This window comes from Streptomyces sp. NPDC051976 (genome assembly GCF_040680795.1).
Classification (GTDB): Bacteria; Actinomycetota; Actinomycetes; order Streptomycetales; family Streptomycetaceae; genus Actinacidiphila.
Genome location: NZ_JBFAXL010000003.1, coordinates 139,558 through 165,948 on the forward strand (window position 1 = coordinate 139,558; position 26,391 = coordinate 165,948).

The following is a 26,391-nucleotide window of genomic DNA, read 5'->3' on the forward strand; positions in this document are numbered from 1 at the left end:
GGCAGCCCGCCGGCAGGGCCGCCGCGGCCCCGGCGCCCATGCTTACAGCCTGTCCGGCGGATCACGAACGGCCCCTTCGGCGCCTGGCACGCACGCCCGCCGGACAGGCCCTAGCCGCCCGCACGTCTCGCGCGGAACACCGCCGCCTTGACCCGGTTCTGGCAGGCGGTCGAGCAGAACTGGCGGCCCGCGTTGCGGGAGGTGTCCACGTAGACCCGGTCGCAGCGCGGGGCCGCGCAGACGCCGAGGCGCCCCGCGTAGTCGCCGCCGAGAGCCATGGCCAGGCCGGTGGCGCAGCCGGCGCTCCAGCCGATGGCGTAGGAGTCGTCGGCCCCGTGGAAGTGCACCTGCCACGGCTGGCCGGGAGCGCGGTCGAGCTGGGGGCGGGCGCCGCTGTCGCGCAGCAGGGCGTTGAGCGCGGGAGCCGCGTCGTCGAGCCGGTCGGCGGCCGCGGCCTCGAAGACTACGCGCAGGACCTGGGCGGTGTCGGCCAGCCGGTCGGCCTCGGCGCGTCCCAGGTCCGCCGCCGCGGACAGCGCCGCGCGGACCGCCTCCACCCGCTCGGCGCCCTGGGGGGCGACGTAGCGGCGGCCGCGCGCCTCACCGTCGGTCAGCGCGTTGACGAGCGCCACCGAGGCGTCGAGCAAGGTCCGCATGTGACTGTCGAACAGCACTTGACCAGTTATCCTTCACTTGCCTACGGTACTCGTCACTGACCATATCCGATTGACCAGTGACGGGAGGTGCTGTGCCGCGCTCCGCACCACTGCCCCGTACCGTGCGTCTGCTGCTGCTCGCCCGCGTCGTGAACCAGCTCGGAGCCTTCTCGCTGCCCTTCCTCACCGCGCTGATCAGCACCGACCACGGCGTGGGCCTGACCACCGCCGGCCTGGTCGCCGCCACTTTCGGGCTCGCGACCATCCCCTCCCGCCTCGCCGGGGGACGGCTGGCCGACCGCATCGGCCGGCGGACCACGATCCTGCTCGGGCTCTGCGGGTGCGCCGTGGCGCAGCTCGCGATCGCGGCCGGGACGTCGCTCGTCTGGACGGTCGGCGCGGCCGTGCTGCTCGGACTGGCCTTCGAGCTCTACGAGCCGCCCAGCCAGGCGATCATCGGCGAGTCCGTGCCGGAGCGGCAACGAGTGCAGGCGTTCAGCCTGCTCAGCGCCGCACTCGCGGCCGGCGGCATGGGCGCGGGACTGCTCGCCGCCCTCCTCGGGCGCTGGGATCTGCGCTGGCTCTTCGTCGCCGACGCCGTCAGCTGCCTGGCCTGCGCCCTGCTGGTCCGGCTGGCCCTGCCCCACGACCGCCCGGCGCCACCCGGACCCGGCCACGGCGCCACCGCCGTACGCCCGCTGCGGGACCCGGCCCTGCTCACCGTCCTGGCCACCGGAACCGCCTACGCCCTGATCAACCAGCAGACCGTGATGGCCCTGCCGCTCGCGCTCGCCCGGCAGGGCCTGCCCGCCGCCGACGCCGGGTTGCTGTTCACCGCCACCGCTGCCACGACTGTGCTCGCCCAGCCGCTGATCCGGTCGGCCCGGGCACTCCGGCTCACCACGCCCGTCGCGCTCGCCGTCGCCCACCTGCTGCTGGCAGCGGGCCTGACCGGTTACGCCCTCGCCCGCACCCTGCCCGCGATGCTCGCCTCAGCCGTCGTCTGGAGTCTGGGCGACCTGGTGATCATGGGCCGCGTCTACGCGCTGGTCACGGACCTCGCGCCACCCGGCGCGACCGGCCGCTATCTGGCCGTCTTCGGCACGAGTTGGGGCGTCGCGGCCACACTCGCCCCGGTCCTCGGCACCCAACTCCTCGCCCGCGCGGGGTCGACCACCCTGTGGTCCACGATGGCCGCCCTCTGCCTCCTGCTCGCCGCGCTGCACCTCCGGGTCGGTCCCAGGCCACGGTCAGAGCCCGGGACTGCCCGCCCGGGTGACGCCGGCGTCGAGGAACTCGCGGATCAGGACGCCCGTCTCCTTCGGCCGCTCCAGCAGGAGTTGGTGACCGGACTCGACGTCGGCCACCGCGACACCGGCGTCGCGGCAGGCTGACACGTACTTCCGGGGCACGACGTTGGATCGGGCGGCGCGGATGAGGAGGGTGGGGACGGTGGAGGGTGGGAGAGCCGGGGAGCGGGCCATTTCGCCGTAGGACGCGGCGATCGACTCGGGGTGGAAGCGCCACCGCCAGCGGCCGTCCTCGTCCTGCATGAGGTAGTCGCTGATCTCCTCGTCGGCCGCGTCCCGTGGGGCCTTCGGCCAGGACTTCGCGAAGGCCGCCCGCGCCTCCGCGGGATCGAGGAACGACGGCGCCTTCAGCGCCTTGGCGGCGCTCCTGGCCGTGGCCTCGCCGCCGAGCCCCACGGCGGGGTCCAGGAGTACGAGGCGGCGCACCCGTTCGGGGGCGTGCCGGGCCAGGTGCAGGCAGACCGCGGCGCCGAAGGAGAATCCCAGCAGGTCGGCACGGGGCACGCCGTGGGCGTCCATCGTGGCCAGCAGGTCGGCGGCGTGCTGCTCCAGTGTCCACGGCGGAGACCACAGGGACCGGCCCTGTCCGCGGAGATCGGGCGCGTACACGCGCCGGTCGGCCAGGTGTGCCGCGGCCAGTTCCCGCCAGCGGCCTCCATAGCCGTACACACCGTGGACGGCGACCACCGGCGGCCCCGACGCGTCCCCGAAGGTCTGAAGGTGAAGCGTTGCTCCTGCCATGGCACCGCAGTCTAGGTCGATTCCCGGGTGGGCGGCGGTCGGCCGCCCACCCGGGAATCGCAGCGCCGGTCAGGTCAACTCGGCAGCGTCCAGAGCTGGTTGGCGTTGGCGGTGCAGGTCCAGATGATCAGGGCGGTGCCGTCGGCGCTCGAACCGCCGGTGGCGTCGAGGCACAGGCCCGACTTGGTGTTCCGCAGTGTGCGGTCGGTCCCGGGCACCCAGCTCTGGGCGGGGGTGCCGTTGCAGGTGTACAGCTGGACCACGGTTCCGGCCGATGTGGCGCCGCCGCGTACGTCCATGCACTTGCCCATGGCGCGGACGGTCCGGTCGCCGGGCAGCGACCAGGTCTGGGCCGCGGTTCCGTTGCAGGTGTGGAGTTGGAGCGGGGTGCTGTCGGCGCTGTTGCCGTTCGTGACGTCGACGCACTTGCCGCCGATGCCGGTCACGGGGCCGGTGGGAGTGACGGGCGGCAGGGAGGTGGCGACGGAGGCGGCGACGGCGACCGGGTCGCCGGACGCGGTGGTGGGGTAGGTGGTGGTCGCCCTGGCCCAGGCGTCGTCCATGGCGAAGAAGTCCACCGGGGCCGGGGCGGTGCTGTTCACCAGCGCGGTGTCCAGGGAGGAGAAGTAGGCGGCCCAGCGCTTGGCGTAGAGGTCGGAGACCATGCCCGACCACTCGCGGGCGGCGTAGTCCCGCAGGCCCCCGCTCTCGGCCTCGCCTCGGGTGTCGCCCCAGGTGGTGAGCAAGGCGCGGGCGTCGTAGCCGAGTTGGGTGCGCTCGCTCGGGGAGGAGCCCCAGGCGGGGACGCGGGCGAGCCAGGTGCCGACCATGAAGCGGGGGTCGGTGCCGAGCAGCCGGTCCAGGGTGGCCTCGTCGGTGTTCCACTCGCCGACCAGGGAGCGGAAGGTGGTGAGGTCCTTCGCGTTGTAGGCGGCGGCGATCTGGGGCAGCAGGACGCGGCTGCGGTTGGCCAGCGCCTGGCGGGCGACGTCGACCACGTCGTACCGGTAGGCGTCACCGGACCGCAGCGCGGGCGCGACCGCGAGCAGGGCGTTCAGCGCCCGCTGGACCGTGGCGGTGTCGTAGCGCGTCGACGTGGGCGACCAGGAGGCGCTGGTGGCGGCGGTCAGTGAGGGGCGGGCGGTGAACAGGCCGTCCTGGGCCTCGCTCCACGAGCCGGACGGCATGCTGTACGGGCCCTGGCGCAGCAGGTTCCAGGCGTCGGCGGCGTGGGTGTCCGCGCCGCCGTAGCGTGCCGTGGCGTAGTCGGTGAACCAGGCGGACTGGTCGATCGGCGCGGAGGCCCAGGCCAGGTCCGCGAAGAGCGTGAAGGCCGCCGGGTCGTGGCCGGAGCCCTCGGGCATGTAGGCGATGCCCTTCAGCGCGCTGCCGCTCTTGGTGAGCCACTGCTGGAAACGGGTGGTCCACACCGCGGTGTTGGCACCCAGGGTGGTCTTGCCGCCGAAGTTCGGGATGGTGCCGAAGGCGTACGGTGTGCCGCCCCAGGACGACTCGCGGTCGAGGTTGTCGTAGCGGTCGGACAGGCCGTCCACGATGAGCATCTTCGTCTTGTCCACGCCGGACAGCAGGGCCGCGGACGGGTTGCTCTGCCACCCGAGGATCGCCCAGATCGCCCCGGGGTGGGCCGTCAGCAGGGCGTGCTGGATGGCGGCGGCCGCGGCGGGGACGTTGACGCCGCCCGCGGTGCCGCCCTCGTGCAGCGGGTCCATCTTGTACATCGCACTGGCGCCGAACGCGGCGGTCTGCGCGGTGTAGTACGCGGCGGCGACGCGGGCGAACAGCGAGCCGGTCGGGTCGAGCCAGGAGTCGCGGGTGAAGCCGGTCCAGCCGCCCTGGGCGACGACGGCGGCGCCCGGGTTGCGGGTGGCGAAGTCGGTGGGCACGGTGCCGTAGTAGCCGGGCAGGACCGGCGTCATGCCGAGCGCGCGCAACTGGTCGCAGACCTGCCGTCCCAACGCGGCGCGGGCGGTGAGGAGTTGGTCGGTGACCGGTCCGCCGAAGCCGAACATGTTCTGCAGCAGCCACCACGGCTGGTGGGCCGGTGCCGGGATCCACGACCGGGCTTCGGCGGCCGAGTACCCGAACTGCTGGAGGAGTTGGTAGTAGGGCTGTTCGGCGCCGACGGTGACCAGGACCTCGTTGAAGCCGTGCAGCGCCAGGACGTCGACCTCGTGCTGGTAGTCGGCGAAGGTGCGGTAGGCGCCCGCGGTGCCGCCGTAGCCGTTCTCGGTGTCGTTGAGGGCGTAGCGGTGCGGCACCACCGCCGCGTCGGTGAACGGCTGGGGCACCGCGGGCAGGGTCGCCGGAAGCTTCGCCGTACTGTCACCGGGCAGCCCGATGTCGGCGTGGGCGACATGCCGCAGATACCAGCCGACGCCGGTCAGCAGCGTGGCGGGCGAGGTGCCCTGGACCCGGATCGCTCCGGCCGCTCCGGACACCGAGAAGGCGTCCGTGCCAGGGGTGTTCCGGTCCGCGGCCACCAGGGTGATCTGGCCCGCCTGGGCCGGCAGCAGGCGTTGGAGGGCGGCTGCGGCCGGCGCGGTGTCGAAGCCGGAGGCCGCGTGGGCGGCGGTCTGCAGCGGCACGGTCAGCGGCAGGATCGCGCCGACGGCCAGGGAGAGGACCGCGGCCGCGGCTTTTCGCAGGGACGGGGTGCGCATCGCGCCTCCAGGCGTGGGGGGCCGTTGACGCCCGGGCAGCCGCCCGTGCTCTTGACATGCTCGCAACGCACTGCCAATGTGCGCAAGACTGCACAGAAAGCCAGCACACCAAACAGATACGATCACGGCCGCTCAACGAGGAGCCTCCGACCATGGATCGTCGCCGCTTTCTCTCCCTCAGCCTGATCACGGCGGCCGGCGCGGCCGCGGCAGGTCTCGGCAACGCGTCGCCCGCCTCCGCGGCGTCCTCCCGGTTCCGCTTCGCGGCGGACGGCAGCGCGTTCCTGCTCGACGGCGCGCCGTTCCAGATCCGCAGCGGCGAGATGCACCCGGCCCGTATCCCCGTCGAGCACTGGCAGCACCGTATCCGGATGGCCAAGGCGATGGGCATGAACACCGTCTCGGTGTACGTGATGTGGAACTACATCGAGGAGAGCCCCGGCGTCTTCGACTTCACCACCGACCGCCGGGACATCGCGCGCTTCGTGCGGCTGTGCCAGCAGGAGGGCATGTGGGTCCTGCTGCGCCCCGGCCCCTACTGCTGCGGCGAGTGGGACCTCGGCGGCATCCCGCCCTACCTGCTGAAGAACCCCGACATCAAGCTCCGTGTCGCCGCGGCGGACGACCCGCACTACATGGCCGCCGTCACCCGCTACTACCAGGCCCTCGTCCCCCGGGTGAAGCCGCTGATGATCGACAACGGCGGACCGGTCCTGATGGTGCAGATCGAGAACGAGTACGGCTCCTACGGCAGCAGCGCCCCGTATCTGGAGGAGCTACGGCAGTTGTGGCTCACCGGCGGTGTCTCCGGGCCGTTCTACACCGAGGACGGCCTCGGGCAGGCCACCGGCAACAAGACCGTGGTGACCGGTGGCGCCGTCGCGCTCAGCGGCGGTGACGCGGGCCAGATCGCCCAGGCCCGCAAGGCGTTCCCCGCCGTGCCCGCGATGGCCGGCGAGGTCTACCCCGGCTGGCTCACCCACTGGGGTGACAGCACCTTCGCCGGGCAGGGAAGCGACATCTCCGCCACCCTCAAGGGCCTGATGGACGCCCAGCTGTCCTTCAACATCTACATGATCCACGGGGGCACCAACTTCGGCTTCAGCGCCGGGGCCAACGCCGACGACTCCTCGGGCAACTACCAGCCCGACATCACCAGTTACGACTACAGCGCGCCCATCACCGAACAGGGCGCGCCCGGCCCCCGCTACACCGCCTACCGCGACCTCATCGCCGGATATCTGCCCGCGCCACCGCCCGCCGTCCCCGCGCCCGTCCCCACCGTCAGCCGCGCCGGCGGCACCGACCTGCAGCCCGTGGCGTACGCCTCGCTGTGGGACAACCTGCCCGCGCCGCTGCCCGCCGCGCAGACCACCACCCCGCAGCCGATGGAGAACTTCGGCCAGAACACCGGCCTCATCCTCTACAGCAAGCATCTGACCGGCTACAACGGCGGCGGCCTGACCGTGCGTTGGGTGCACGACTACGCCACGGTGTTCGTCAACGGGCGGTACGCCGGCGGGCTGTACCGCCAGAACCTCCCCGCCGATGTCGCCGCCGCCCTGGACATCGCGACCGCCAACGCGCCGCTGACGCTGCCCTCTTCGAGCGCTGTCGGCGCCTCCCCCACTCTCGACATCCTGGTGGAGGGCCTGGGCCGCACCAACTTCGGCCACGCCCTGGTCGACCGCAAGGGCATCCTGGAGAGCGTCGCCGTCGGCAACTCCGGTGCCCTCACCGGCTGGACCACCACCCTGCTGCCGCTGGACGACCACTTCGTCGCCAACCTCAGGCCCACCGTCACCGACCCCACCCGCCCCGGGATCTTCTTCCGGGCCCGGGTCGAGATCGACACCGTCGGCGACACGTATCTCGACATGTCGCACTGGACCAAGGGCGTGGTCTGGGTGAACGGCCGTAATCTGGGCCGTTACTGGGCCATCGGCCCGCAGCGGCGGCTGTACTGCCCGGCGCCGTGGCTGCGCCAGGGCAGCAACGACGTCCTGATCCTCGACCAGCACCAGATCACCCCGCTGCCGATCACCCTGCAGTCCACCCTCGCGGGCCCGGCCGTCACCTCCCCGCCCATCCCCGTCTCCGCCTGGCGGCTTCTCTACGCCGACAGCCAGGAGACACAAGGCGAGAACGGCGCCGCCACCCACGCCTTCGACGGCGACCCCGCGACCCTCTGGCACACCCAGTGGTACGGCTCGAGTCCCGCCCTGCCGCACGAGATCCAGATCGACCTGGGCGCCCGTCACGCCGTCGACTCCTTCTCCTACCTCCCCCGCCAGGACGGCAACGCCAACGGCCGCATCGGGCGCTACGAGATCTACGTCTCCGACTCCCCCACCGCCTGGGGCACCCCGGCCGCCACCGGCACCTTCCCCGACACCCCCACCCGCAAGACCGTCCCCCTCCCCACCGTCCCCGGCCGCTACCTCCGCCTGCGCGCCCTCAGCGAGGCGGGCGGCCGCGGCCCCTGGACCAGCGCCGCAGAGCTGACGGCCACCGGCGTCACAGCCGGATGACCAGCAACGAGATGTCGTCCTGCTGGCCCGCCGGGTCCGCCATGACCTGCAGCAGGGTGTCGGCGAGCGGTCCCGGTGGCAGGGTGCGTGCTTCGCGGAGGGCGTCGACGAGCCGCTGGACGCCCACGTCGATGTCCTCGCCCCGGCGCTCGATCAGGCCGTCGGTGTAGAGGACCAGCGTGTCGTCCGTGCGGTAGTCGACGGTGGCCTGCGGGCGGGGCACATGTTCCAGCCGTACCCCCAGGGGTGGGTCCAGGGCCTGGTCGAGCTGCTCGTGGGTGCCGTCGGCGTGCATGAGGACGGGGGCCGGGTGGCCGGCGTTGCTGTAGGTCAGAAGGCTGCTGGTCGGGAAGAGCAGGCAGGCGAAGGTGGTGGTGCCCATGGCGGCGTCGTGCGCCCGCGCGTACAGGCCGAGGGTCTCCAGCGCGCTGCTGGGGCTGTCGGCGACACGGACGGCGGCGTTGAGGACGCTGCGCAGCATGCCCATGATGCTGGCGGCCTCCACGCCGTGCCCCACCACGTCGCCCACGGTCAGCGCCATCCGCCCGTCGGACAGGTCCACCACGTCGTACCAGTCGCCGCAGGCGTTCAGATCCCGCATCGCGGGCCGGTAGCGCACCGCGATGTCGGGGTGACCGCCCTCCAGGTCGGGAGTGGACAGCATCGCGCGCTGCAGCGTCTGCGCCACGTCACGGGTGCGCACCTCCGCCTCCTGCAGCAGGCCGACGGTGCGCTCCAACTCCTTGGCCCGGCTGAACAGTCCGGCGCGCAGCGCCTGGTTCTCGGTGTCCTCCGGACCGCCCGCGCCGTGCTGATGGGACCGGACGAAGTCGGTGACGTCGTCGATACGGTGGATGATCAGCTCCACCGAGCCGTCCGCGCCCTTCACCGGCTGGTTCACCACGTTCCACCAGCGGGGCTCGAACTGCCCGGTGCCACCGGGGCGGGTGATCGCGAAGCGGTGCAGCAGCAGCGTGCTGGGACGGCCCGAGGTGAGCGCCGCCCGCAGCGACCTGCGGTGGGCGTCCGCGCCGTGCGACAGCGCGTCGGTGGGTTCCGGCGGGTAGACCTCGAAGAAGTCACGGCCCGCCAGGTCGGCCACCGAACGGCCGGTGACCTCGGTGTACGCGTCGTTGGCGGTGACGATCGTCAGGTCGCGGTCGAGCACCACACAGGCGGCCGGCACCGCGGCGAAGAGCGCCGCGTGGTCGAGTCCGCCGCTCCCCTGCTGTGTCATCCCGCCTCCGCGCCGGCAGCCTCGTCATGGGCCCGCGCCCACCGCCACAGGCCCGCGCGGGCACCCCCCGCCAGTGAACGCCACCGGCTCCGTAACCGCCCGCAGGCACGACCGGCGCTCCCCCGGACGGCCCAGGCCCCGGCGCCGCGAGACCCGCCCGGGTCGTCATCGAGGCCGCCGCGGCGGTCGCCGTCACTAGCATGGGCGGATGCGAGTCGAGCCGTACACCGTCGCCGTACCCGATGCGGTGCTGGACGACCTGCGCGCGCGGATCCGGCACACCCGCTGGCCGGACGAGGCGCCGGGCCAGGCGTGGAGCCAGGGCACGGATCTGGCGTATCTCCGTGATCTGCTGGACTGTTGGGCGGACGGCTTCGACTGGCGCGCACGGGAGAGGGCGCTCAACCGCTACGCGCACAAGACGGCCGAGGTGGACGGCGTACGCATCCACTTCGTGCACCACCGGGGCCCCGACGGCGCGATCCCGCTGGTCCTGACGCACGGCTGGCCCAGCACGTTCGTCGAGCTGCTCGGCCTGGTCGACCGGCTCGGCGACACCTTCGACCTGGTCGTACCGTCACTGCCCGGCTATGCCTTCTCCCCGCGCCCGCCGCGCGTCGGCGTCGACCGGCAGTACGTCGCCGGCCTGTGGCACCGGCTCATGCAGGGGCTCGGCTACGAGCGCTACGGCGCGCACGGCGGTGACTTCGGTGCCGGGGTGGCCACCCACATGGCGCTGCTCCAGCCCGAACGGATGCTCGGCATCCATGTGAGCACGCCGGAGATGTGGCCGTACACCGGCCCCGGCTCCCCGCCGCTGACGCCGCAGGAGCAGGCGTACGTCGACCATGTCGCCCGCTGGGACGCGACCGAACGCGGGTACAGCGCCGTCCAGTCCACCCGCCCGCAGACGCTGGGTTACGGCCTCAACGACTCCCCCGCGGGGCTGGCAGCGTGGGTGCTGGACAAGTGGCGCTCGTGGTCGGACAGCGACGGCGATCTCGACGCCACCTTCGACCGCGACACCCTGCTGACGATGCTCACCCTCTGGTGGGCGACCGGATCGATCACCTCGTCGATGCGCGACTACTACGACAACCGGTGGCACGGCACCGCGATCGGCCCCGACGACAAGGTGCGGGTGCCGACCGCGATCGCCCTCTTCGCCAATGAGTTCGTCCCGGAGGGGAACCCACCGCGCTCCTGGTTCGAACGCCTCTACGACGTCCGCCGCTGGACACCCTTCCCCCGCGGCGGACACTTCGCGGCGGCCGAGGTTCCTGACCTGCTCGCCAGCGACATCGCCGACTTCTTCACCCCCTGACGCGGGGCCGCCGCGGTCCCTTCACCGGTCGTCGCGGGTGGGCCGGTCTCCGGGGATGTGCTGATCGCCGGCGAGGCTCCGCCGCAGGCGGCGGAACCTGCGCGCGGGGCGCGCCCACAGCAGAACGGAGCCGCCCGGTGGGGCGGCCACGGCGGGGCCGTGCAGGGGATCGCCGGCGTACCAGACCTGGTGCTGCCGGATGCCGAGGACGCGCCAGTTCCAGCGCCAGGCGACCACCGCCAGCAGCCGTCCGCCCGGTCCGGCGGGCAGCAGAGCCGGTTGCCCGCCGCCGAGCGGGAGTACCTGATAGCTGCCGTCCCATACGCGCCACGGGTGGCGTGCCATGAGGCGGCGCATGCGCGGGACGTTGGCCAGGCTCACCAGTCCACCGCCCAGCGGCAGGAGGCCGCTGCTGAGCAGAAAGACCAGCACCGGCCGCACCGCGTGGGGCGACGAGGCCAGGCCCAGCGCGGCGGCCACGACGACCGCGAGCCCGGCGAGAGCCAGTCCCGCGGACCTGGCGGCGTACCGCCGTAACGCCTGGCGCGTCGCGGGCAGCGACAGCGCCGCACCGGGTGGCGGCTGCTGCCCCGGCGCGGCGCTCACCGGCCGACCCGGTCGGACACGACCCCGTCCAGCGGGGCGAACTCGGTGACGACAACTCTCACGGCGCTATCCTCTCGATCGGTGCGGGCCCCGTACATACCAGCGGCACCGGCCGAACTCATCGCCCCCGTACGGCCGTAGCCGGACAGCGGGCACGTACTAGGCGGCGTCCCGGTTCAAGATCGGGCCGTAGATAACGCTTCAACCTCTTCACACGTCAATCCCGGGCGCTCTCCCTCCAGTTGCGGGCGACCGCGTCGAGGCGGACCCTGAGAGTACGAAGACGTCGGGTCCGCCGCAGCGGTCGTCACCGCGCTTCCGTGACCCGCCTCGGGGAGCGGTCTCTGTTCCAGAGGGGCCCACTCCCGACGGAGCGGTGATGCCACAAACTCATCGGTGGGGAATCACCATGCCCAGAACTGCCTGCAAGTACGGGCGCCGCGCGCCGAGCCGGCGTCCCTCCCTCTCGTTCTCCCGGATGTTCACCGGCATCACCCCGGCGCATCCGGAAGCCGCGGACTACTTCCTCCCGCTCAAGGGCGGCTGGGAGATGCTCGGCAATGACAAGGCCGGTGACTGTGTCGCGGTGACGTGGGCGAACGTACGGCGACTCGTCACGTCCGCGGTGAGCCACGACAAGAACGAGGAGTACCCGGGCCAGGACGAGGTCTGGGAGCTGTACAGGACGCAGAACCAGGACTTCGACCCGCAGGGCACAGCCGCCACCAACGGGCCCGAGTCGTCGTCCGACAACGGCATGGACATCCAGACCGTGCTGGACCACATCGCCAAGAACGGCGGACCCGACGGGGTGAAGGCCCTCGCGTTCGCCCGCGTCGACCCGACGAGCCCCGACGAGGTCAAGGCCGCCGTGGCGATCTTCGGGTACGTGTGGACCGGCATCGTCGTGCAGAAGATGAACGAGGTGGAGTTCGGGGAGGACAAGCCCTGGGACTACCACCACAACTCCCCCGATGTGGGAGGGCACTCCGTCATCACCGGCGGCTACGGTCCGGCAGGGCCCGGCTCCCTGGGCGGGGACGAACGCTTCATCACCTGGGCCGAGGAGACGAGCTTCACGGACGCCTTCTGGAGGCGCAACGTCGAGGAGGCATGGGTCGTCATCTGGCCCGAGCACCTGCGGCATCCCACCTTCCTCGACGGCGTCGACCTGCAGCAGCTCGCGGCCGACTACACCGCCCTCACCGGCCGCCCCTTCCCCGCGGAGGTGCCCGCCGTGGCCTGAGTCCGCCTCTTCCGCTCCGAGGTCGCTCACCTGCCAGGTGGGGACGGTCGCACCGACCGTCCCCACCTGGCATCGCGCGTCGCGTCAGCCGATCAGCCGATCAGCCGCACCGAGAAGGCCCGGTCGAGACGCAGACTCGGCGTCCGCACCCGGGTCACCTGGGTGTCGGGGTCGTACGACCAGGATCCGGCGGGCAGTTGGCGTCCGTCGACCATGACGTGGCGCGGCGCGGACCGGCCGTGCACGGTGAACACATAGGAGCGGGCGTCGACCTTGCCCTGGTAACCGCCCACGCTCGCGCCGACGTCGACGGTCGTCATGTTCGGCTCGGCGTGCACGGACACGTGCTGGGTGGCGGCGGCTCCCTTGGCGAAGTCGCGGGTGACCCCGTCGTCCTCGTACAGGGTGTAGCCGCTGGTGCCGTTGACCGGGTAGAGGTCCCAGTCCAGCTCGTGCCGGTCGCGGGTCTGCCAACTGGTCGTGCCCTGCGGCCACATGGGGACGATCGCGCCACCGCGGACGAACAGCGGCAGGGTGTCCAGCGGCGCGTGGTAGCCGTTGAGGGTGGTCGGGCCCTGGTAGGTGCGCCCGGTCCAGTAGTCGGTCCAGGTGCCCTTGGGCAGGTAGATCCCGTCGCGGGTGTCGGAGTCCTGGTAGACCGGGGCGACCAGGAAGTCGGACCCGGACAGGAACTCGTACTTCGCCTGCGGGGTGAGCGTGCCCGGGTCGCCGGGGTACTCCAGCCACAGCGGGCGCACCGCGCCCACCCCGGTCCTGGCGGCGTCGGCGGACAGCGTGTACATGTACGGCAGCAGCCGCTCCTTGAGCTGCAGGTACTTGCGGTTGATGCCGGTGTACGGGTCGCCGTCGAGCCACGGCTGCTGGTCGGCGGGCTTGCCGGTCGCGATGTCCGTGGCCCAGCCGTCCATCGTCATGATGGCCGGGAGGAACGACTTCCACTGCAGGTCGCGGGTGTACATCTTCGGGTCGTGGCGGTAGATGCTGCCCACGTCACCGGTGTCGTACGCGATGCCGGACATGGTGGCTCCGGCGTAGGTCGGGATCTGCCAGCGGATGTAGTCCCACGACAGCTGCTGGTCACCGCTCCACAGCACCCCGCACCGCTGGGCGCCGGCCCAGGAGACGGGCAGCCAGACGAAGCCGCGGGCGTCGCTGTTGTTCTCGATGCCGGCCTTGGCCGCGTCGCAGGCGTCCAGCGCGAACTTGTAGCCGTTGCCGACCCAGGCGACGTCCAGTTTCGCCACCCGCTGGCCCGCCTTGACCTGGTCGGCCAGTTTGTCGATGCCGTCCTGGGTCCACAGCCCGAGCTGGGCGTTGTGGTCCTGCAGCCCCTTGGCGGTCTGCGGCAGGTTCTCGTAGCCGCAGCCGTAGCCGTCGTTGACGAGCATCCAGCCGAGCGGCATGTCGTGCTGGGTGTAGCCGTCGGCGACCTTCAGTGCGTCCAGGGTGTGGCGTTCACCGCGGTTGGCGTTGTGCAGGTAGCAGTCGGAGTCGCCCGGTTCGAGGCCGTAGACGGGCGGCATGAACGGGCGGCCCGCCAGCGCGGTGTAGTCACCGATGACCTGCTTGGCGTCACCGATGAAGTAGTAGGCGTCCAGCCGCCGTTCCTGCTGGCCGGTGGTCACCGGCGAGCCGAAGGTGTACACGCCCGGCGCGAAGGTGTTGCGGAAGACACCGTATCCGGCGCTGGAGAGGTAGAACGGCTGGGAGTTGTTGTAGCCGCCCTCGTTCCAGTCGAAGCTGTTGGAGACGTACATCGTCTGGTCGCGGTGCGAGAAGCTGCCGTTCTGCTCGCCGCCGCCGAAGAACTGCTCGTCGGCGCCGCGTTGCAGGCTCTGCCGCATACCGCCGGTGGACCAGCGCAGAGGCTTGTCCTCCTGCCAGATGGGGGTGCGGTTGTCCGGCTTGTACAGGCCGAAGCGCAGCGGCTTCTTGTACACGCGCAGCACTGCCTGCGGTGAGCGGATCCCGTAGTAGGAACCGGCGTCGAAGGACGAGGTGTGCCGCTCGGCCGCGGGCGCGCTGCGCACGATGGCGGTGCCCGCGGGGTCGCTCAGCGAGCCGGACGGGTCGGCCTGCAGGCGGAGTTGACCGCCGGTCAGGAAGTCGGCCCGGGCGAGGAGTTGCCCGGCCTTGAAGGTGTAGGTGCCGTTCGCGCCGGAGAAGGACGTCAGGTCGCCCGCGTCGGTGGTCTGCGGCAGATAGGCGGCGCCGGTGAAGGAGTTGTCGTGCACGTCGTAGGGGACGACCACGACGTGGTAGGTCCCGGAGGCGCGCGGGATGACGGTCGCCTCGGGGTCGGCGGTCCCGGCGCTGGAGGCCACCTGCTTGCCCGCGTCGTCGTAGATGTAGAGGTCGAAGTCGTCGGTGGGCGTCTGCCAGGTGATGGACAGCGGGACGCCGCCCTCGGGGTTGTCGTTCCAGTACCCGTCGGGGACCGAGACCGTGAGGTCGAACCGGTCGCAGACGGCGTTCGCGGGGTCGTCGGCGGCCGCGGGGCAGGTCTCGGGTCCGCCGCCGGTGCCCTTGGCGTACACCGGGCTCTGCCAGGTGACGCTGCCGTGGGCGGCGTCCAGCACACCTCCGGCGGGGTCGGCGGCACGGGCCGGTGGCGCGGGCGCACTGATCACCGTGAGGGCCAGGATGGTGGCCGCCCCTACGGTGGCCACCACCGACCCTAGAGAACGGCGCGGGAAGGGTCGCACGCTACAGAGCTCCCATCAACATCAAACCGACATCGAATGATTGACCTTGCGTGAAGTTCGGCTTGAACGAGCAGATTCACGCACCGAGGGTCGTCTACGCGCAGGTTCATGTCAATGGCACGGACACAGGCGTGCCGTGATGCCCGTGCTCCGGGGGTGGGGTCAGGGGCGTTCCGGGCGCGGCACGTCCTTGACGAAGACGATCCCGTCGCTGTCCGCGAGATGGGCCGGGTCGAGCGGGGAGTAGCCGAACCACGGCGATTCGCGGGGTGCGGGGGGCGTGGCACCGAGGGCGGTCGCCAGGCGGCGGGCGTCGACGACACCGCGGTCGTCGGTGAGGGCGTACAGGAGTCCTTCGACGGTGTCTGGCGGCGGAGTGCCCACTCCCTGGTGCGGGAGGGTGCCGAGAGCCGTGGCCAGGAACGCGTAGCGCTCCCCCAGATGGGCACTTGCGATCGCGCCCGCGCTCCACCAGTGCACCGGGACTCCGCTCATCCGCATCGTGCTGCGGTGCCGCTGGAGATGGCCGTTGTGGGCGTGGGCCAGCGCCGGACCGCGCTCGGTGAGGGCGAGGAGGTTGCGGGCCATCATCTGGGCCCGCAGCCCCACCAGCCGGGTCATACGGGCCGGTGAGGTGTCCGCCATCCAGTGGTGGTAGCGCAGCAGGCCGACGGCCGTACGCCCGTACAGGCGCGCCCGGTGCCACGCGTCCCGCGAGGCGACCGCGATCAGCTCGGGGGTCCGCTCGTCGAGCAGGGCCACCAAGTCGTCGGCGAACAGCCGCAGTTCGCCCGCCTCGGCCGACCGCCCCACGGACCGGCTCGGGTCCGTCATCGCGGCCGGCTGCGTCCACCGCTCGTCGGCGCCGAGCAGCCGGTCGAGTGTCCCGGCGGTGCACGGGAGCAGGTCGGCGTCCACTCGCGCCGAGAGGTGGTCGTGCAGCGCGGTGAGTGCCTCGCGGGGGCTCGCGGCGCCGGTCATCTCCAGCGGGCCGTCGAAACCGGCGAAGCGGAGCCGCTCGGGCGCGGGCCGGTCGTCGTTGTAGGCGCGCATCCACCGCACCAACTCGCGGTTGGGCGCGGACGCGTTGAACCATGTGTGGCTGAAGCCGCGCTCCATGACGTCGTCGAGAGTGCCCGTCCCGTGCGTCACGTAGTCGTCCACGATCAGGCCCTTCAGGCAGTCGCTCTCGATCGCGATCGTCCGGTAGCCCTGCTCCTCGACGAGTTGCCGGAACAGTTCGTTGCGCAGTTCGAGCAGTGCGTCCTCGCCGTGCGTGGGCTCGCCCAGGGCGAGCAGTCGCGGCCGGGCCGGGAGCAGCCGCATGACGGCGGCAGCCTCGACGGGATGGGCGGAGTCCTTGATGTCAGTCGCCATGCCTTCAACGGTATCGTTGAACCTTCGGTGGAAACTTTTCCGCGCTGTCAGGGGAAACGTGCGACGAAACCTTCAAGCCGGTGAACGGCTCCGACCGATCGACCTGGCGCGCGAGCACGGGCTGTCCACGCAGGCGATCAGGAACTACGAGGAAGCGGGCATCCTTCCGGCCGCCGCCCGCACACCCCACGGCTACCGCACCTACACGCCGCTGCACGCCCAGGCGACCCGCGCCTTTCTCGCCCTGGTGCCCGCCCACGGACACCCGACGGCCACCTCCGTCATGCGCGCGGTCAACCAGGGCGCGGCCGACGAGGCGTTCCGGCTCATCGACACCAGCCACGCCCAACTCCTCGACGACCGCCGCACCCTCCAGGCCGTGGAGCACGCCCTGCGCGGCCTGGAGCCCGCCGCGGCCCCCCGCTCCCGCCCCGACAGCGCCTCCGACCGCTTCCCCACCTTCATCGGACCGCTGGCGGAAGCCCTCGGCGTCCGCCCCGCGACCTTGCGCAAGTGGGAAGGCGCCGGCCTCATCCACCCCCGCCGCGACCCCCTCACCGGCTACCGCGTCTACGACGAGCCCGACGTCCGCGACGCCCACCTGACCCACCAACTCCGCCGCGGCGGCTACCTCCTGGACCAGATCGCCCCCCTCATCACCCAGGTCCGCTCCGCGGGCGGCCTCGCCCCGCTGGAAGCCACCCTGACCGACTGGCACAACCGGCTCTCCACCCGCGGCCGCGCGATGCTGACCGCGGCCGCGGAACTGGACGCGTACCTGCGGGCGCGGGGGGACTGAGCGGACCGCCGGAACACTGCCCGCCCCGCGCGGCACCGCCCGTGGTGCCCGGCCCGGACGTCCATGGCGTGCGCCGCCCGGACCATACGTAGGTTCACGGATGGCCGGGCGGCGGGCGGCTGGGATGCTGTGTCATGCGGCTTCGCGGGGGTGCGACAGGGGGTGGATTGATGGGCTCGGCGGAGGACTGGGCCGCGTGGGGGCAGGAGTTGCTCACCTCGCGGGAGTGGGAGCGGCAGCGCGGCCTCGCGCCGGAGGGCGAGGCGGGGAAGGACGTACTGCGGCGGGGGTACGAGCCGTGCCTGGTGGCCCTGTTGCGGCTGTCGGCGCGCCGGGGCAACGACGCAGATGTCACCGAGGGATGGTGGCTACGGACGCTCGCCCGCACCGGCCATCTCGTGCGCGCGGCGGAACTGGCGTACACGATCAGCGACGACACCCGGCAGGGCGAGCGGCTGCTGGAGCTGGTGAACATCGCGGTGGCCGCCGGAGATCCGGCCGTCGCCCAGGCACTGGCCGAGTCGATTCCCCAACGGCAGCTGCACGACGGCGCCATGGTCACGCTCGTGCCGGTGTGGGCCCGGGCCGGTGAGCGGGAGAAGGCCGTCGTCCTGGCGGAGAGGGTCCGCTACCCGCACAACTGGGCAAGGGTCTGGGCCCTGTTGGCGCAGGCCGTGGTGGAGGGCGGCGACATCGAGCAGGCGCGCGGGTTCGCCGCACGCGCCGAACGCGAGCTGGGGAACGGCGTCTCCGAGCGGTCGGAGCAGGTGCTCGCCGACCTGGTCGAGGTGGCCGTCGCCACCGGCGACCACGACCGGGCCTCCGCGCTCGCCGACCGCCTGGAACAGGCCACCCGACCGCGCGGACGGACGAACATCTGGGCCCCACCACGGCCGTTCGCCGCCATGTTGGCCCGCGAAGCGCTCGCGGGAGACCTGCGCAGGATCGACACCCTCCTGCGCACCCCGGCCGAACCCGCCGTCGAACCCTGGGTGTGCGGATGGGCGCTCGACCAGACCGCCGACTTGGAGGGGGACGAGGCAGGAAACGAGGCCGACGCCCGCCCGCTCTCCCCCAGGACCTCCCTCGACGCCTCGGACATGGCCCATGTGCTGAACGCCGTCCCCGCCACCGCCGACCCGTCCGTGGCTCAGGCACTGTCCGACCGGGCGCGGGCGCTGCTCGACACCGTGGACGGCCGCGAACACGGCGTTGTGCTGCGCGCGTTGACACTCATGCTGGCCCGCGGCGGACACGTGGAGCAGGCCATGGAGCTCATGGAAAGCGTCGAGCCCGATCAACGCGGCGAGTGGCAGGCGGCGCTCGCCCGAGAGCTGGCCCGCCACGGCGACACGGACCGGGCCGAGGCACTCGCCTACGCGATCACCGACCACCGGACCCAGGACAGCACCCTGATCGAGGTGGTCCAGGAGATCGCCCGGCACGGCGATCCGGACCGGGCCGAGGCGTTGGCGCTCGCGATCACCGACCGCTGGGCCCGCGGCGCGGCACTGGTCCCGGTCGTACGGGAGTGGGGCCGACTCGGCGACACCGACCGGGCCGAGGCGCTCACCCGCACGATCGCCTACCGCGCGACGCGAACCCGCGCACTGGCCGCACTCATGGAGGTGTCCGAACCGTCCTCCGCGCGCAGGCTCGCCGCACAGGTCGTGCTGCTCGACGGCAGCGCGCCCGTCCAGTCGTCCCTGGAGCGGATCGCACCCCGCTCAACGGCCCTCGTCGTCGACCGGATGACCGGCGGAGCCGCCACGACATACGCCACCCCGCCGAGCTGACGACGATTGCGATACTCCCTCCATGATTCCCAAGCTGCCCCTGCACAGCCCCCGTTGGGGCGACCTCGACGGTGTGACGGCCGAGGAGGTGACGGCGCTCCTGGAGCACATGTCCTCCGCCCGCACCGCCGCCACCGGCGACGCCACCGCCACCGGGACCGGCGACGCATGGCGGCAGTCCTGGACGGACCTCGCCGGCGGGCTGATCGACGACGGCACCGTCGCCCCCAGCGCCTACGCGGCCCTGCCGCATCTCGTCGAGGCGGCGGCGGACCTGCCCCCGCGGGCATCCGCGGACTTCTGGGTGGACCTGGGATTCCTCGTCACCGCGGAGGACAGACCGCCCGTCCCGGCCGATCTGCAACCGGGCTTCAGCGCCGCACTCCGGCTTGCCGAGCAGGCGGCCGTACGAAGCCTGCTCGCCCCCGGCACTCCCCCGAAGGCCCGCGCCCGCCTCGCGCTGTGCGGCGTCGCCTTCGCCGGTCACCACATCGCCGAGGCGCTGTGGTGTCTGGACCCCGGCGAGGAGTACCTCGGGCTGATCTGCCCGGGCTGCGGGTCCGACACCGAGCTCCCCGGGTTCTTCGTGGATCCGGGGCGTCCGACCACCGGGGCACCGGGAGCGCCTGACCCCGCCCACGCCCGCCGAGGAGAGCACCCGTGGCGCGAGGTCGCCGCGGCACTGGACGAGCGAGCGCTGGGCAAGGAGTGGAAGCCCTTCCTGCGGGTGGCACGCGAGGTCGCTGTCGCGGGCGTGCCCGCCGAAACCCCCGGTCCTGCGGTCCTGTGCCTGGTCGCCGCCACGGCCGCGGTCAGCGACGGCGCCCCGCGACACGGAGACGAACGGGCCCGCACCCTGCTGTCGCTCACGGGCGACTTCCGCTGCTGGGACTGCGAGCACACCTGGACGATCGCCGACGGCCTGGCGGAGAACCCATACGGTGCCCGGCCCCACCCGCACGCCGGCCGCACGGATGTGGCGGCGACGCGGTTCCGGCAGGAGGGAGACGCGCTGGCCGCGGCCGACGGCACCTCCTGGGGCCGTACGGCGGTGTTCGCCGATCCTCCGTCCGGCTCCCTGAGGGCCGTCCACGCGTTGACGGTGGTGTCCCGCCCCGGGCATCCCCCTCTCGTGGCCGCCGCCGGGGACGAGGGCACGGTGTGCCTGTGGGACACGGCCGACGGGCGGCTGGTCCACGGACCGCTGCCAGGACAACCCGACCGCGTCCGCGCGATGACGGCCCTGCCCCTGCCGGACTGCCGCGTCCTGCTGGCGAGCGGCGGCGACACCGGGACCCTCGTACTGTGGGATCCCGACACCGGGCGGCCGATCCGCGAGCCCGCCAGGAACGGGACCGACGGGGTGACCGCGATGTGCGCCGCGAGGGTTCCTGACGGCCGCACGCTGCTGGTCACCGCCACGGCCCGCGGCGCGGTCCGGTTGTGGGATCCCGCCATGACCGAGCCCGTCGGGCGGCTCAATCCGTACGGTGTTCCGGTCCGGTCGATGGCCGCGATCCCGATCTCTCCGGTCCATACGCTGATCGCCGCAGCGGACACCAACGGGGGCGTGCACGTGTGGGATCCCGCTGTCGAAGACCCCTGGGACCGGGGCGCGGCCGTACAGCTGAGCGCGTCCGCGCCCAAGGAGGGGCGTCACCCCATGGCGGCCGTGGCGGCCGTCCCCACCCCCGACCGCGTCTTGCTGGGCACCGCGGACAACCGCGGCACCGTCACGCTCTGGGACCCCGCCACCGGGACCCAGGTCGGCGACGGTCTGCCCCTCGCGACGGGCACCGCGGGCCTTCAGGCTCTGACCGCCTCCGTCCTGAACGGCGACCGCACGGTCCTGGTGACCGGCAGCAGACTCGGGCACCGGCTGCGCATATGGGAGCCGGCGACCGGCACGGTACGGCACCTCGCCCTGGACGTGGCGGTCACCTGCCTGGCCACGGCGGGCGCGGACGTCGTCGTCGGGCACGGCGGCGGAGTGCTCCGCCTGCCGCTCACCCAGCGCTGAGCCGTTCCGGCGTGTCATGAGAGCGCCTACGCCAGATGTCCCACCCACCCTCGGCCGTACAGCCGACGGCACAGACTCACGTCACCGGTTGAATACTTTCATCGTTATTGATTGAATCATCAGTATCAGAGAGTCCTCCCCTTCCGCGGCACGTGCGGCGGCCTGATCTCCGGTCCGGCCCCTTCCGCTGTCTGCCAACCGAAGGATCTTGCGTCCATCAACAGCGGCGAGACGGGTGACACCCCGACGGCATCGCGACACTTGGTTCCACTCACCCATCGAAGCGATGACGTCGGCACCCGTCGGCCGATCGGCGACTCACATCCCGCGAGGCTGATTCCATGTCCCACCACCTCGACACCCCGCTCGCGGCCCAAAGCGGCCAGCTGTTCATCGATGACCTGTACGTGTTCCCCGGCGACGACAGCACCGTGTTCGTCGTGAACGTGAACTCCGACATCACGGGCAAGTACGCCGAGCCCGGCGTCCGCGCCGCGGGCACCTCGGCGGACCCAGACGGCCACGGGAAGGCCGTGGCCGACCTGCTCCTCCCCGACGTGCTCCCCTACGTCGTCGGCACCCCGGCCGCGTACGGCTTCTCGGGTCACAACGGCCGCACCCTGGCCGACAACGCCCCCGAGGCGATGCTCTCCCCCGTGCTCAACACCGCCGTGCCCTCCGGGCTGGGCCCCCGCACCGCCGAGGCCCTGCGCGTCCCGAACTTTCCCTACGTCCTGCCCGTGTGAGCTAGCCGCAGCCGGGTCCGGCGACCGCCGGACCCGGCACACCTCTCCAAGGAGCTGAGCATGCACCGCATCACCGTCGGCGAAGAGAACTCACTGCCGATCACGCTGCACTACGAGGACCACGGCAGCGGCCGACCGGTCGTGCTGATCCACGGCTTCCCGCTCAGCGGCCGCGCGTGGGAGCGCCAGGAACGCGCCCTGCTCGCCGCCGGACGCCGCGTGATCACGTACGACCGCCGCGGCTTCGGACGCTCCAGCCAGCCGAGCGAAGGCTACGACTACGACACCTTCGCCGCCGACCTGGACAAACTGCTGACCACCCTCGACCTGCACGACGTCGACCTGGCCGGCCACTCCATGGGCGGCGGGGAGATCGCCCGCTACCTCGGCACGTACGGCTCGGGCCGGATCCGCCGGGCCGCGATCGTCTCCGGTGTCCCGCCGTATCTCCTCAAGACCCCCGAGACGCCCGACGGGGTGCCCCAGGAGGTGTTCGACGAGATCGCCGCCGCGCTGACCGCCGACCGCTTCGCCTACTTCACCGAGTGGAACAAGAACTTCTTCAACCTCGACGAGACGCTCGGCAGCCGGATCAGCTCCGAGGTCGTCCAGGACGCGTGGAACTCCGCGGTGTCCGCCTCACCCATCGGCACCATCGCCTGCGTGTCGAGCTGGTACACCGACTTCCGCGCCGACCTGCCGAAGATCGACATCCCCGTGCTGATCCTGCACGGCACCGCGGACCGCATCCTGCCCATCGACGCGTGCGGCCCGGCCGCCCACGCGATGATCAAGGACAGCACCTATGTGCCGATCGAAGGCGCCGACCACGGCCTGTGCTGGACCTACGCGGAAGAGGTCAACGAGCAACTGCTGAGGTTCTTCGCGTAGTTCGCCCGCGTCGGCGGCGACCACCGACCCCCTGAGGCAGGGTCAACCCCCGAGGACCCTGCCTCAGGGCCCAGTACCGCAGGGCGTATCGCGTGCGGCGCGCTCAGTCGGTGAGGAACGTGTCCAGCGTGATCGGGAGCTCACGGATCCGCACGCCCGTGGCGTGGTAGGCGGCGTTGGCGACCGCGGCGGCGGTGCCGACGATCCCGATCTCGCCGATGCCCTTGGACCCCATGGGGTTGACGTGCGGGTCCTCCTCCTCGAGCCATGACGCCTCGATGCTCCCGACGTCGGCGTGGGTGGCGATGTGGTACTCCGCGAGGTCGTGGTTGGCGACCTGGCCCAGGCGGGTGTCGAAGTGGCTCTGTTCATGCAGCGCCATGGACAGCCCCATCGTCATGCCGCCGACGAGCTGTGAGGTGGCCGTCCTCGGGTTGATGACACGACCCGCCGCGAACACCCCGAGCAGCCGCGGCACCCGCACCTCGCCGGTGTCCGCGTGCACCCGGACCTCGGCGAACTGCGCGCCGAACGCGTACATCGCGTACCGCTCGGTGGCCGGGTTGTCGCCCGTCTCACCGGTGGCCTCCGCGCCCCAGGCCGGGGCGGCTCCGTAGATGTCGCGCAACTGCCGGGCGGTGTGCACGATCGCCGAGCCCCAGCAGGTGATGCCCGACGACCCGCCGGCGACGGTGGCACGGGGGAGGTCGGTGTCCCCGATCCGCAGTTCCACCTGCTCGACGGGCACCTCCAGTGCGTCGGCGGCGATCTGGGTGAGCGCGGTCCAGGTGCCGGTGCCGAGGTCGGCGGCGCCGATCGACACGGTGTAGCGGCCGGTCGCCCCCACCCGGATCGTCGCGCGCGACCCGGGCAGCCACAGCACCGGGTAGACCGACGACGCGACGCCCAGCCCGACCAGCCAGTCCCCTTCGCGCCGCGCCCGCGGCTCCGGCGCCCGCCGCTCCCAGCCGAACCTGCGGGCGCCCTCGCGCAGGCAGGCCACGAGATTGCGGCTGGAGAACGGCCTGCCCGTCTCGGGGTCCCGCTCGGGCTCGTTGCGGATCCGCAGCTCGACGGGGTCGAGCCCGCAGGCGACGGCCAGCTCGTCCATGGCCACCTCCCCGGCGAACATCCCGGGACACTCCCCCGGCGCCCTCATCCAGGACGGGACCGGCACGTCGAGCCGCGCCACGCGATGGGTGGTCCGGCGGTGACGAGCGGCGTACATGAACCGTGCCGGGACGGCGGTCTGCTCCGCGAACTCCTTGATCCGCGAGGTCTGCGACACCGCGTCCACGCTGATCGCGGACAGCCGCCCCTCGCGGTCGGCGCCCAGCCTGACGTGCTGGAGGGTGGGTGTGCGGTATCCGGCGAGGAAGAACATCTGCTGCCGGGTGAGCGCGAGCTTCACCGCCCGGCCCGGAACCCGCAGCGCGGCCATCGTGGCGAGCACGACCTGCGCGTGCGGCGTCCCCTTCGACCCGAAGCCGCCGCCGACGTGCGGGGAGATCACCCGCACCTGCTCCGGGGCGAGGCCGAACAGCGGTGCCACCGTGTCGCGCACCATGTGCACGCTCTGCGTGGAGTCGTACAGCGTGAGCCGGTCGTCGCTCCAGAGCGCGACCGTGGAGTGCGGCTCCATCGGGTTGTTGTGGTACATCGCGGTGGCGTACGACTGGTCCACCGTCACCGCGGCGGACGCCAGCGCCTTGTCGACGTCCCCCTGCGCGGTGTCGGTAAGGAACCCTCCGTTGACGATCTCCGGGGCGAACAGGTCGTGACGGTCGGCGCGCAGCTCCACGTCGTGGGGGCGTTCGTCGTAGGTGGCCCGTACCAGGCTCGCGGCGTACCGGGCGGTCTCCGAGCTGGTGGCGACGACACCGCCGATCACCTGGCCGCGGAATCCGACCTCGGCGGACTGCAGGATTGCCAGCTCGGCGTCATCGGTGTCGGACAGCCGCGGCGCGTTGTGGTGGGTGAGCACCGCGAGGACGCCGGGTACGGCCTCGGCGGCCTCGGTGTCGATCGCGGTGATCCGCCCGACAGCCACGGTGGCCTGCACGGCGTGGAGATACGCGGGCTCGCTCAGCGGCTGCTCGTAGGCGTACCGCGCGGTGCCGGTGGTCTTCGCGTGCCCGTCGAGCCGGCTGAGGGGTGCGCCGATCGCGCGCGGTGCGGCGTACGCGTCCCCGTCGGTCATCGCGGCGCCTCCCCGCTCTCGTCGCTCAGCGCCCTGAGCGTCGCCACCAGCGTGTTGCGGGCCAGCGGCACCTTGAACGCGTTGCCCTCGACCGGCCGTGCCTCGGCGAGCTCGGCCTCCGCGGCGCGGCGGAAGCTGTCCCTCGTGGCCGGGGCGCCGCGCAGCTCCCGCTCGGCACGGACGGCACGCCACGGCCGGTGCGCCACTCCGCCGAGCGCCAGCCGGACATCGGCCACCACCCCGTCGCGTACGTCGAGCGCGGCGGCGACCGACACCAGCGCGAAGGCGTACGAGGCCCGGTCGCGTACCTTGCGGTAGCGCGTGCGCAGTGCGGCCGGCAGGGGCGGCAGGTCCACCGCGGTGATCAGTTCGGCGTGCCGCAGCACGGTGTCGTGCTGCGGCTCGTCTCCGGGCAGCCGGTGGAGGTCGGTGAGCGGGATGCTCCGCTCACCGTCGGGCCCTTGTACCTGGACGACGGCGTCGAGGGCGGCCATCGCGACGGCCATGTCCGAGGGGTGGGTCGCGAGGCATTCCGGCGAGGCGCCGAGGATCGCGTGGTAGCGCTGGTATCCGTGCAGCGCGGAGCAACCCGAGCCCGGTTCGCGCTTGTTGCAGGCAGTGGTGATGTCCTGGAAGTACACGCACCGGGTGCGCTGCAGCAGATTGCCGCCCGTCGTGGCGAGGTTGCGCAGTTGGCCGGAGGCGCCGGACAGCAGCGCCTGGGACAGCAGCGGATAGCGCTCCCGGACGAGCGGGTCGGCGGCCAGGTCCGCGTTGCGGACGGTCGCGCCGATACGCACGCCGCCGTCGGGCAGCGGCTCGATCCGATCCAGCGGCAGCCGGGCGATGTCGACCAGCAGATCCGGTGCCGCGACGCCCAGCCGCAGGTGGTCGACGAGGTTGGTGCCGCCGCCCAGGAACACCGCGTCGCGGTTCCCGGCCAGCAGGGCGACCGCGCCCGCCACGTCGTCGGCGCGCTCGTACGCGAACGGCCTCACCCCGCGGCCTCCGCGATCGCCGGGACAATGGCGGCGTACGCGCCGCAGCGGCACAGGTTGCCGCTCATCCGCTCCCGGATCTCCGCCGCGGTCAGTTCGACCGGGGCCGTCAGGTCGGCGGTCACCGCGCTCGGCCAACCGGCCGCCGCCTCGGCGAGCATGCCGACCGCGGAGCAGAGCTGCCCTGGCGTGCAGTACCCGCACTGGAAGGCGTCATGACGCAGGAAGGACTCCTGCACCGGGTGCGGCGTCTCGCCGTCGGCCAGGCCCTCGACAGTGGTGATGTCGGTGTCGTCGTGGGCGACGGCCAGCGCCAGGCAACTGTTCACCCGCCGTCCGTCGAGCAGGACGGTGCAGGCGCCGCACTGCCCGTGGTCGCAGCCCTTCTTGGGACCGGTCACCCCCAGCCGTTCCCGCAGGGCGTCCAGCAGGCTGGTGCGGGTGTCGACGGTCACCCGCCGCACCTGGCCGTTGACCCGGAGACCGACCTCGACTTCCACGACACG

General features: G+C 72.3%; 18 protein-coding genes and 1 pseudogene. 9 read left to right on the forward strand and 10 right to left on the reverse strand.

The genetic code is table 11. From position 1 onward, the window contains the following. Window positions 1–110 precede the first annotated feature (110 nt). Window positions 111–674, reverse strand: a complete 564-nt coding sequence (locus tag AB0M29_RS04855) for a CGNR zinc finger domain-containing protein (protein WP_365378961.1) — start codon at window positions 672–674, stop codon at window positions 111–113. Between the two features lie 74 nt (window positions 675–748). Between AB0M29_RS04855 and AB0M29_RS04860 the strand changes: the two genes are divergently transcribed. Further along, complete coding sequence (locus tag AB0M29_RS04860) at window positions 749–2,050, forward strand: MFS transporter (protein WP_365378964.1); 1,302 nt, start codon at window positions 749–751, stop codon at window positions 2,048–2,050. On the opposite strand, the pseudogene AB0M29_RS04865 reads toward AB0M29_RS04860, so the two are convergent. Both AB0M29_RS04865 and AB0M29_RS04870 read right to left on the reverse strand, forming a co-directional pair. Then, window positions 2,033–2,707, reverse strand: a pseudogene (locus tag AB0M29_RS04865) (alpha/beta fold hydrolase); the annotation flags it as partial. The gene AB0M29_RS04860 and the pseudogene AB0M29_RS04865 overlap by 18 nt on opposite strands. 74 nt (window positions 2,708–2,781) lie before the next feature. Continuing rightward, on the reverse strand, window positions 2,782–5,388 hold the full coding sequence (locus AB0M29_RS04870; RefSeq protein WP_365378966.1) for an alpha-N-acetylglucosaminidase TIM-barrel domain-containing protein: 2,607 nt from the start codon (window positions 5,386–5,388) through the stop codon (window positions 2,782–2,784). Between the two features lie 152 nt (window positions 5,389–5,540). On the opposite strand from AB0M29_RS04870, the gene AB0M29_RS04875 reads away from it, so the two are divergent. Continuing rightward, window positions 5,541–7,919 (forward strand): beta-galactosidase, encoded by a 2,379-nt coding sequence (locus AB0M29_RS04875; RefSeq protein ID WP_365378969.1) that lies wholly within the window; start codon window positions 5,541–5,543, stop codon window positions 7,917–7,919. On the opposite strand, the gene AB0M29_RS04880 is transcribed toward AB0M29_RS04875, so the two are convergent. Continuing rightward, window positions 7,906–9,156 carry a SpoIIE family protein phosphatase gene (locus AB0M29_RS04880; RefSeq protein ID WP_365378973.1) on the reverse strand — a complete coding sequence of 417 codons (1,251 nt, stop codon included), beginning with the start codon at window positions 9,154–9,156 and terminating at the stop codon, window positions 7,906–7,908. The genes AB0M29_RS04875 and AB0M29_RS04880 overlap by 14 nt on opposite strands. A gap of 208 nt (window positions 9,157–9,364) precedes the next feature. Between AB0M29_RS04880 and AB0M29_RS04885 the strand changes: the two genes are divergently transcribed. After that, a complete protein-coding gene (locus tag AB0M29_RS04885) occupies window positions 9,365–10,480 on the forward strand; it encodes an epoxide hydrolase family protein (RefSeq protein WP_365378975.1) in 1,116 nt (371 codons plus the stop codon). A gap of 21 nt (window positions 10,481–10,501) precedes the next feature. Here the strand turns inward: AB0M29_RS04885 and AB0M29_RS04890 are convergent, their stop codons facing one another. After that, window positions 10,502–11,086, reverse strand: a complete 585-nt coding sequence (locus tag AB0M29_RS04890) for a hypothetical protein (RefSeq protein ID WP_365378978.1) — start codon at window positions 11,084–11,086, stop codon at window positions 10,502–10,504. Window positions 11,087–11,495: 409 nt separating this feature from the next. Here AB0M29_RS04890 and AB0M29_RS04895 point away from each other — a divergent pair, with 409 nt between their 5' ends. Further along, entirely contained in the window at window positions 11,496–12,332 is an 837-nt protein-coding gene (locus tag AB0M29_RS04895) for a hypothetical protein (protein WP_365378980.1), read from the forward strand. A gap of 92 nt (window positions 12,333–12,424) precedes the next feature. Here AB0M29_RS04895 and AB0M29_RS04900 read toward each other — a convergent pair whose 3' ends face one another. Further along, the gene (locus AB0M29_RS04900; RefSeq protein WP_365378983.1) at window positions 12,425–15,025 is read right to left on the reverse strand and encodes a TIM-barrel domain-containing protein; all 2,601 of its coding nucleotides are present in this window, start codon (window positions 15,023–15,025) and stop codon (window positions 12,425–12,427) included. A gap of 195 nt (window positions 15,026–15,220) precedes the next feature. Beyond that, on the reverse strand, window positions 15,221–16,435 hold the full coding sequence (locus AB0M29_RS04905; RefSeq protein WP_365378986.1) for an erythromycin esterase family protein: 1,215 nt from the start codon (window positions 16,433–16,435) through the stop codon (window positions 15,221–15,223). A 58-nt stretch (window positions 16,436–16,493) separates the two neighbouring features. Here AB0M29_RS04905 and AB0M29_RS04910 point away from each other — a divergent pair, with 58 nt between their 5' ends. The 5 genes from AB0M29_RS04910 (at window position 16,494) to AB0M29_RS04930 (ending at window position 22,687) form a co-directional block, all read left to right on the forward strand. Beyond that, window positions 16,494–17,234 (forward strand): TioE family transcriptional regulator, encoded by a 741-nt coding sequence (locus AB0M29_RS04910; RefSeq protein WP_365378989.1) that lies wholly within the window; start codon window positions 16,494–16,496, stop codon window positions 17,232–17,234. A gap of 170 nt (window positions 17,235–17,404) precedes the next feature. Further along, window positions 17,405–19,030, forward strand: coding sequence for a hypothetical protein (locus AB0M29_RS04915; RefSeq protein WP_365378991.1), 1,626 nt, complete (start codon window positions 17,405–17,407; stop codon window positions 19,028–19,030). A 22-nt stretch (window positions 19,031–19,052) separates the two neighbouring features. Continuing rightward, window positions 19,053–21,050 (forward strand): hypothetical protein, encoded by a 1,998-nt coding sequence (locus tag AB0M29_RS04920; protein WP_365378993.1) that lies wholly within the window; start codon window positions 19,053–19,055, stop codon window positions 21,048–21,050. Window positions 21,051–21,391: 341 nt separating this feature from the next. Next, window positions 21,392–21,796 (forward strand): hypothetical protein, encoded by a 405-nt coding sequence (locus AB0M29_RS04925; RefSeq protein WP_365378996.1) that lies wholly within the window; start codon window positions 21,392–21,394, stop codon window positions 21,794–21,796. A 60-nt stretch (window positions 21,797–21,856) separates the two neighbouring features. After that, on the forward strand, window positions 21,857–22,687 hold the full coding sequence (locus AB0M29_RS04930) for an alpha/beta hydrolase (protein ID WP_365378999.1): 831 nt from the start codon (window positions 21,857–21,859) through the stop codon (window positions 22,685–22,687). A gap of 103 nt (window positions 22,688–22,790) precedes the next feature. On the opposite strand, the gene AB0M29_RS04935 is transcribed toward AB0M29_RS04930, so the two are convergent. Genes AB0M29_RS04935 through AB0M29_RS04945 form a run of 3 tightly spaced genes read right to left on the reverse strand, consistent with a single transcriptional unit; the run spans window position 22,791 to window position 26,385 of the window. After that, on the reverse strand, window positions 22,791–24,887 hold the full coding sequence (locus AB0M29_RS04935; RefSeq protein ID WP_365379001.1) for a xanthine dehydrogenase family protein molybdopterin-binding subunit: 2,097 nt from the start codon (window positions 24,885–24,887) through the stop codon (window positions 22,791–22,793). After that, a complete protein-coding gene (locus tag AB0M29_RS04940) occupies window positions 24,884–25,885 on the reverse strand; it encodes a xanthine dehydrogenase family protein subunit M (protein WP_365379004.1) in 1,002 nt (333 codons plus the stop codon). Before AB0M29_RS04940 ends, AB0M29_RS04935 begins: the two co-directional genes overlap by 4 nt. Then, the gene (locus AB0M29_RS04945; RefSeq protein ID WP_365379006.1) at window positions 25,882–26,385 is read right to left on the reverse strand and encodes a 2Fe-2S iron-sulfur cluster-binding protein; all 504 of its coding nucleotides are present in this window, start codon (window positions 26,383–26,385) and stop codon (window positions 25,882–25,884) included. The genes AB0M29_RS04940 and AB0M29_RS04945 overlap by 4 nt, the downstream gene beginning before the upstream one ends. Window positions 26,386–26,391 lie beyond the last annotated feature (6 nt).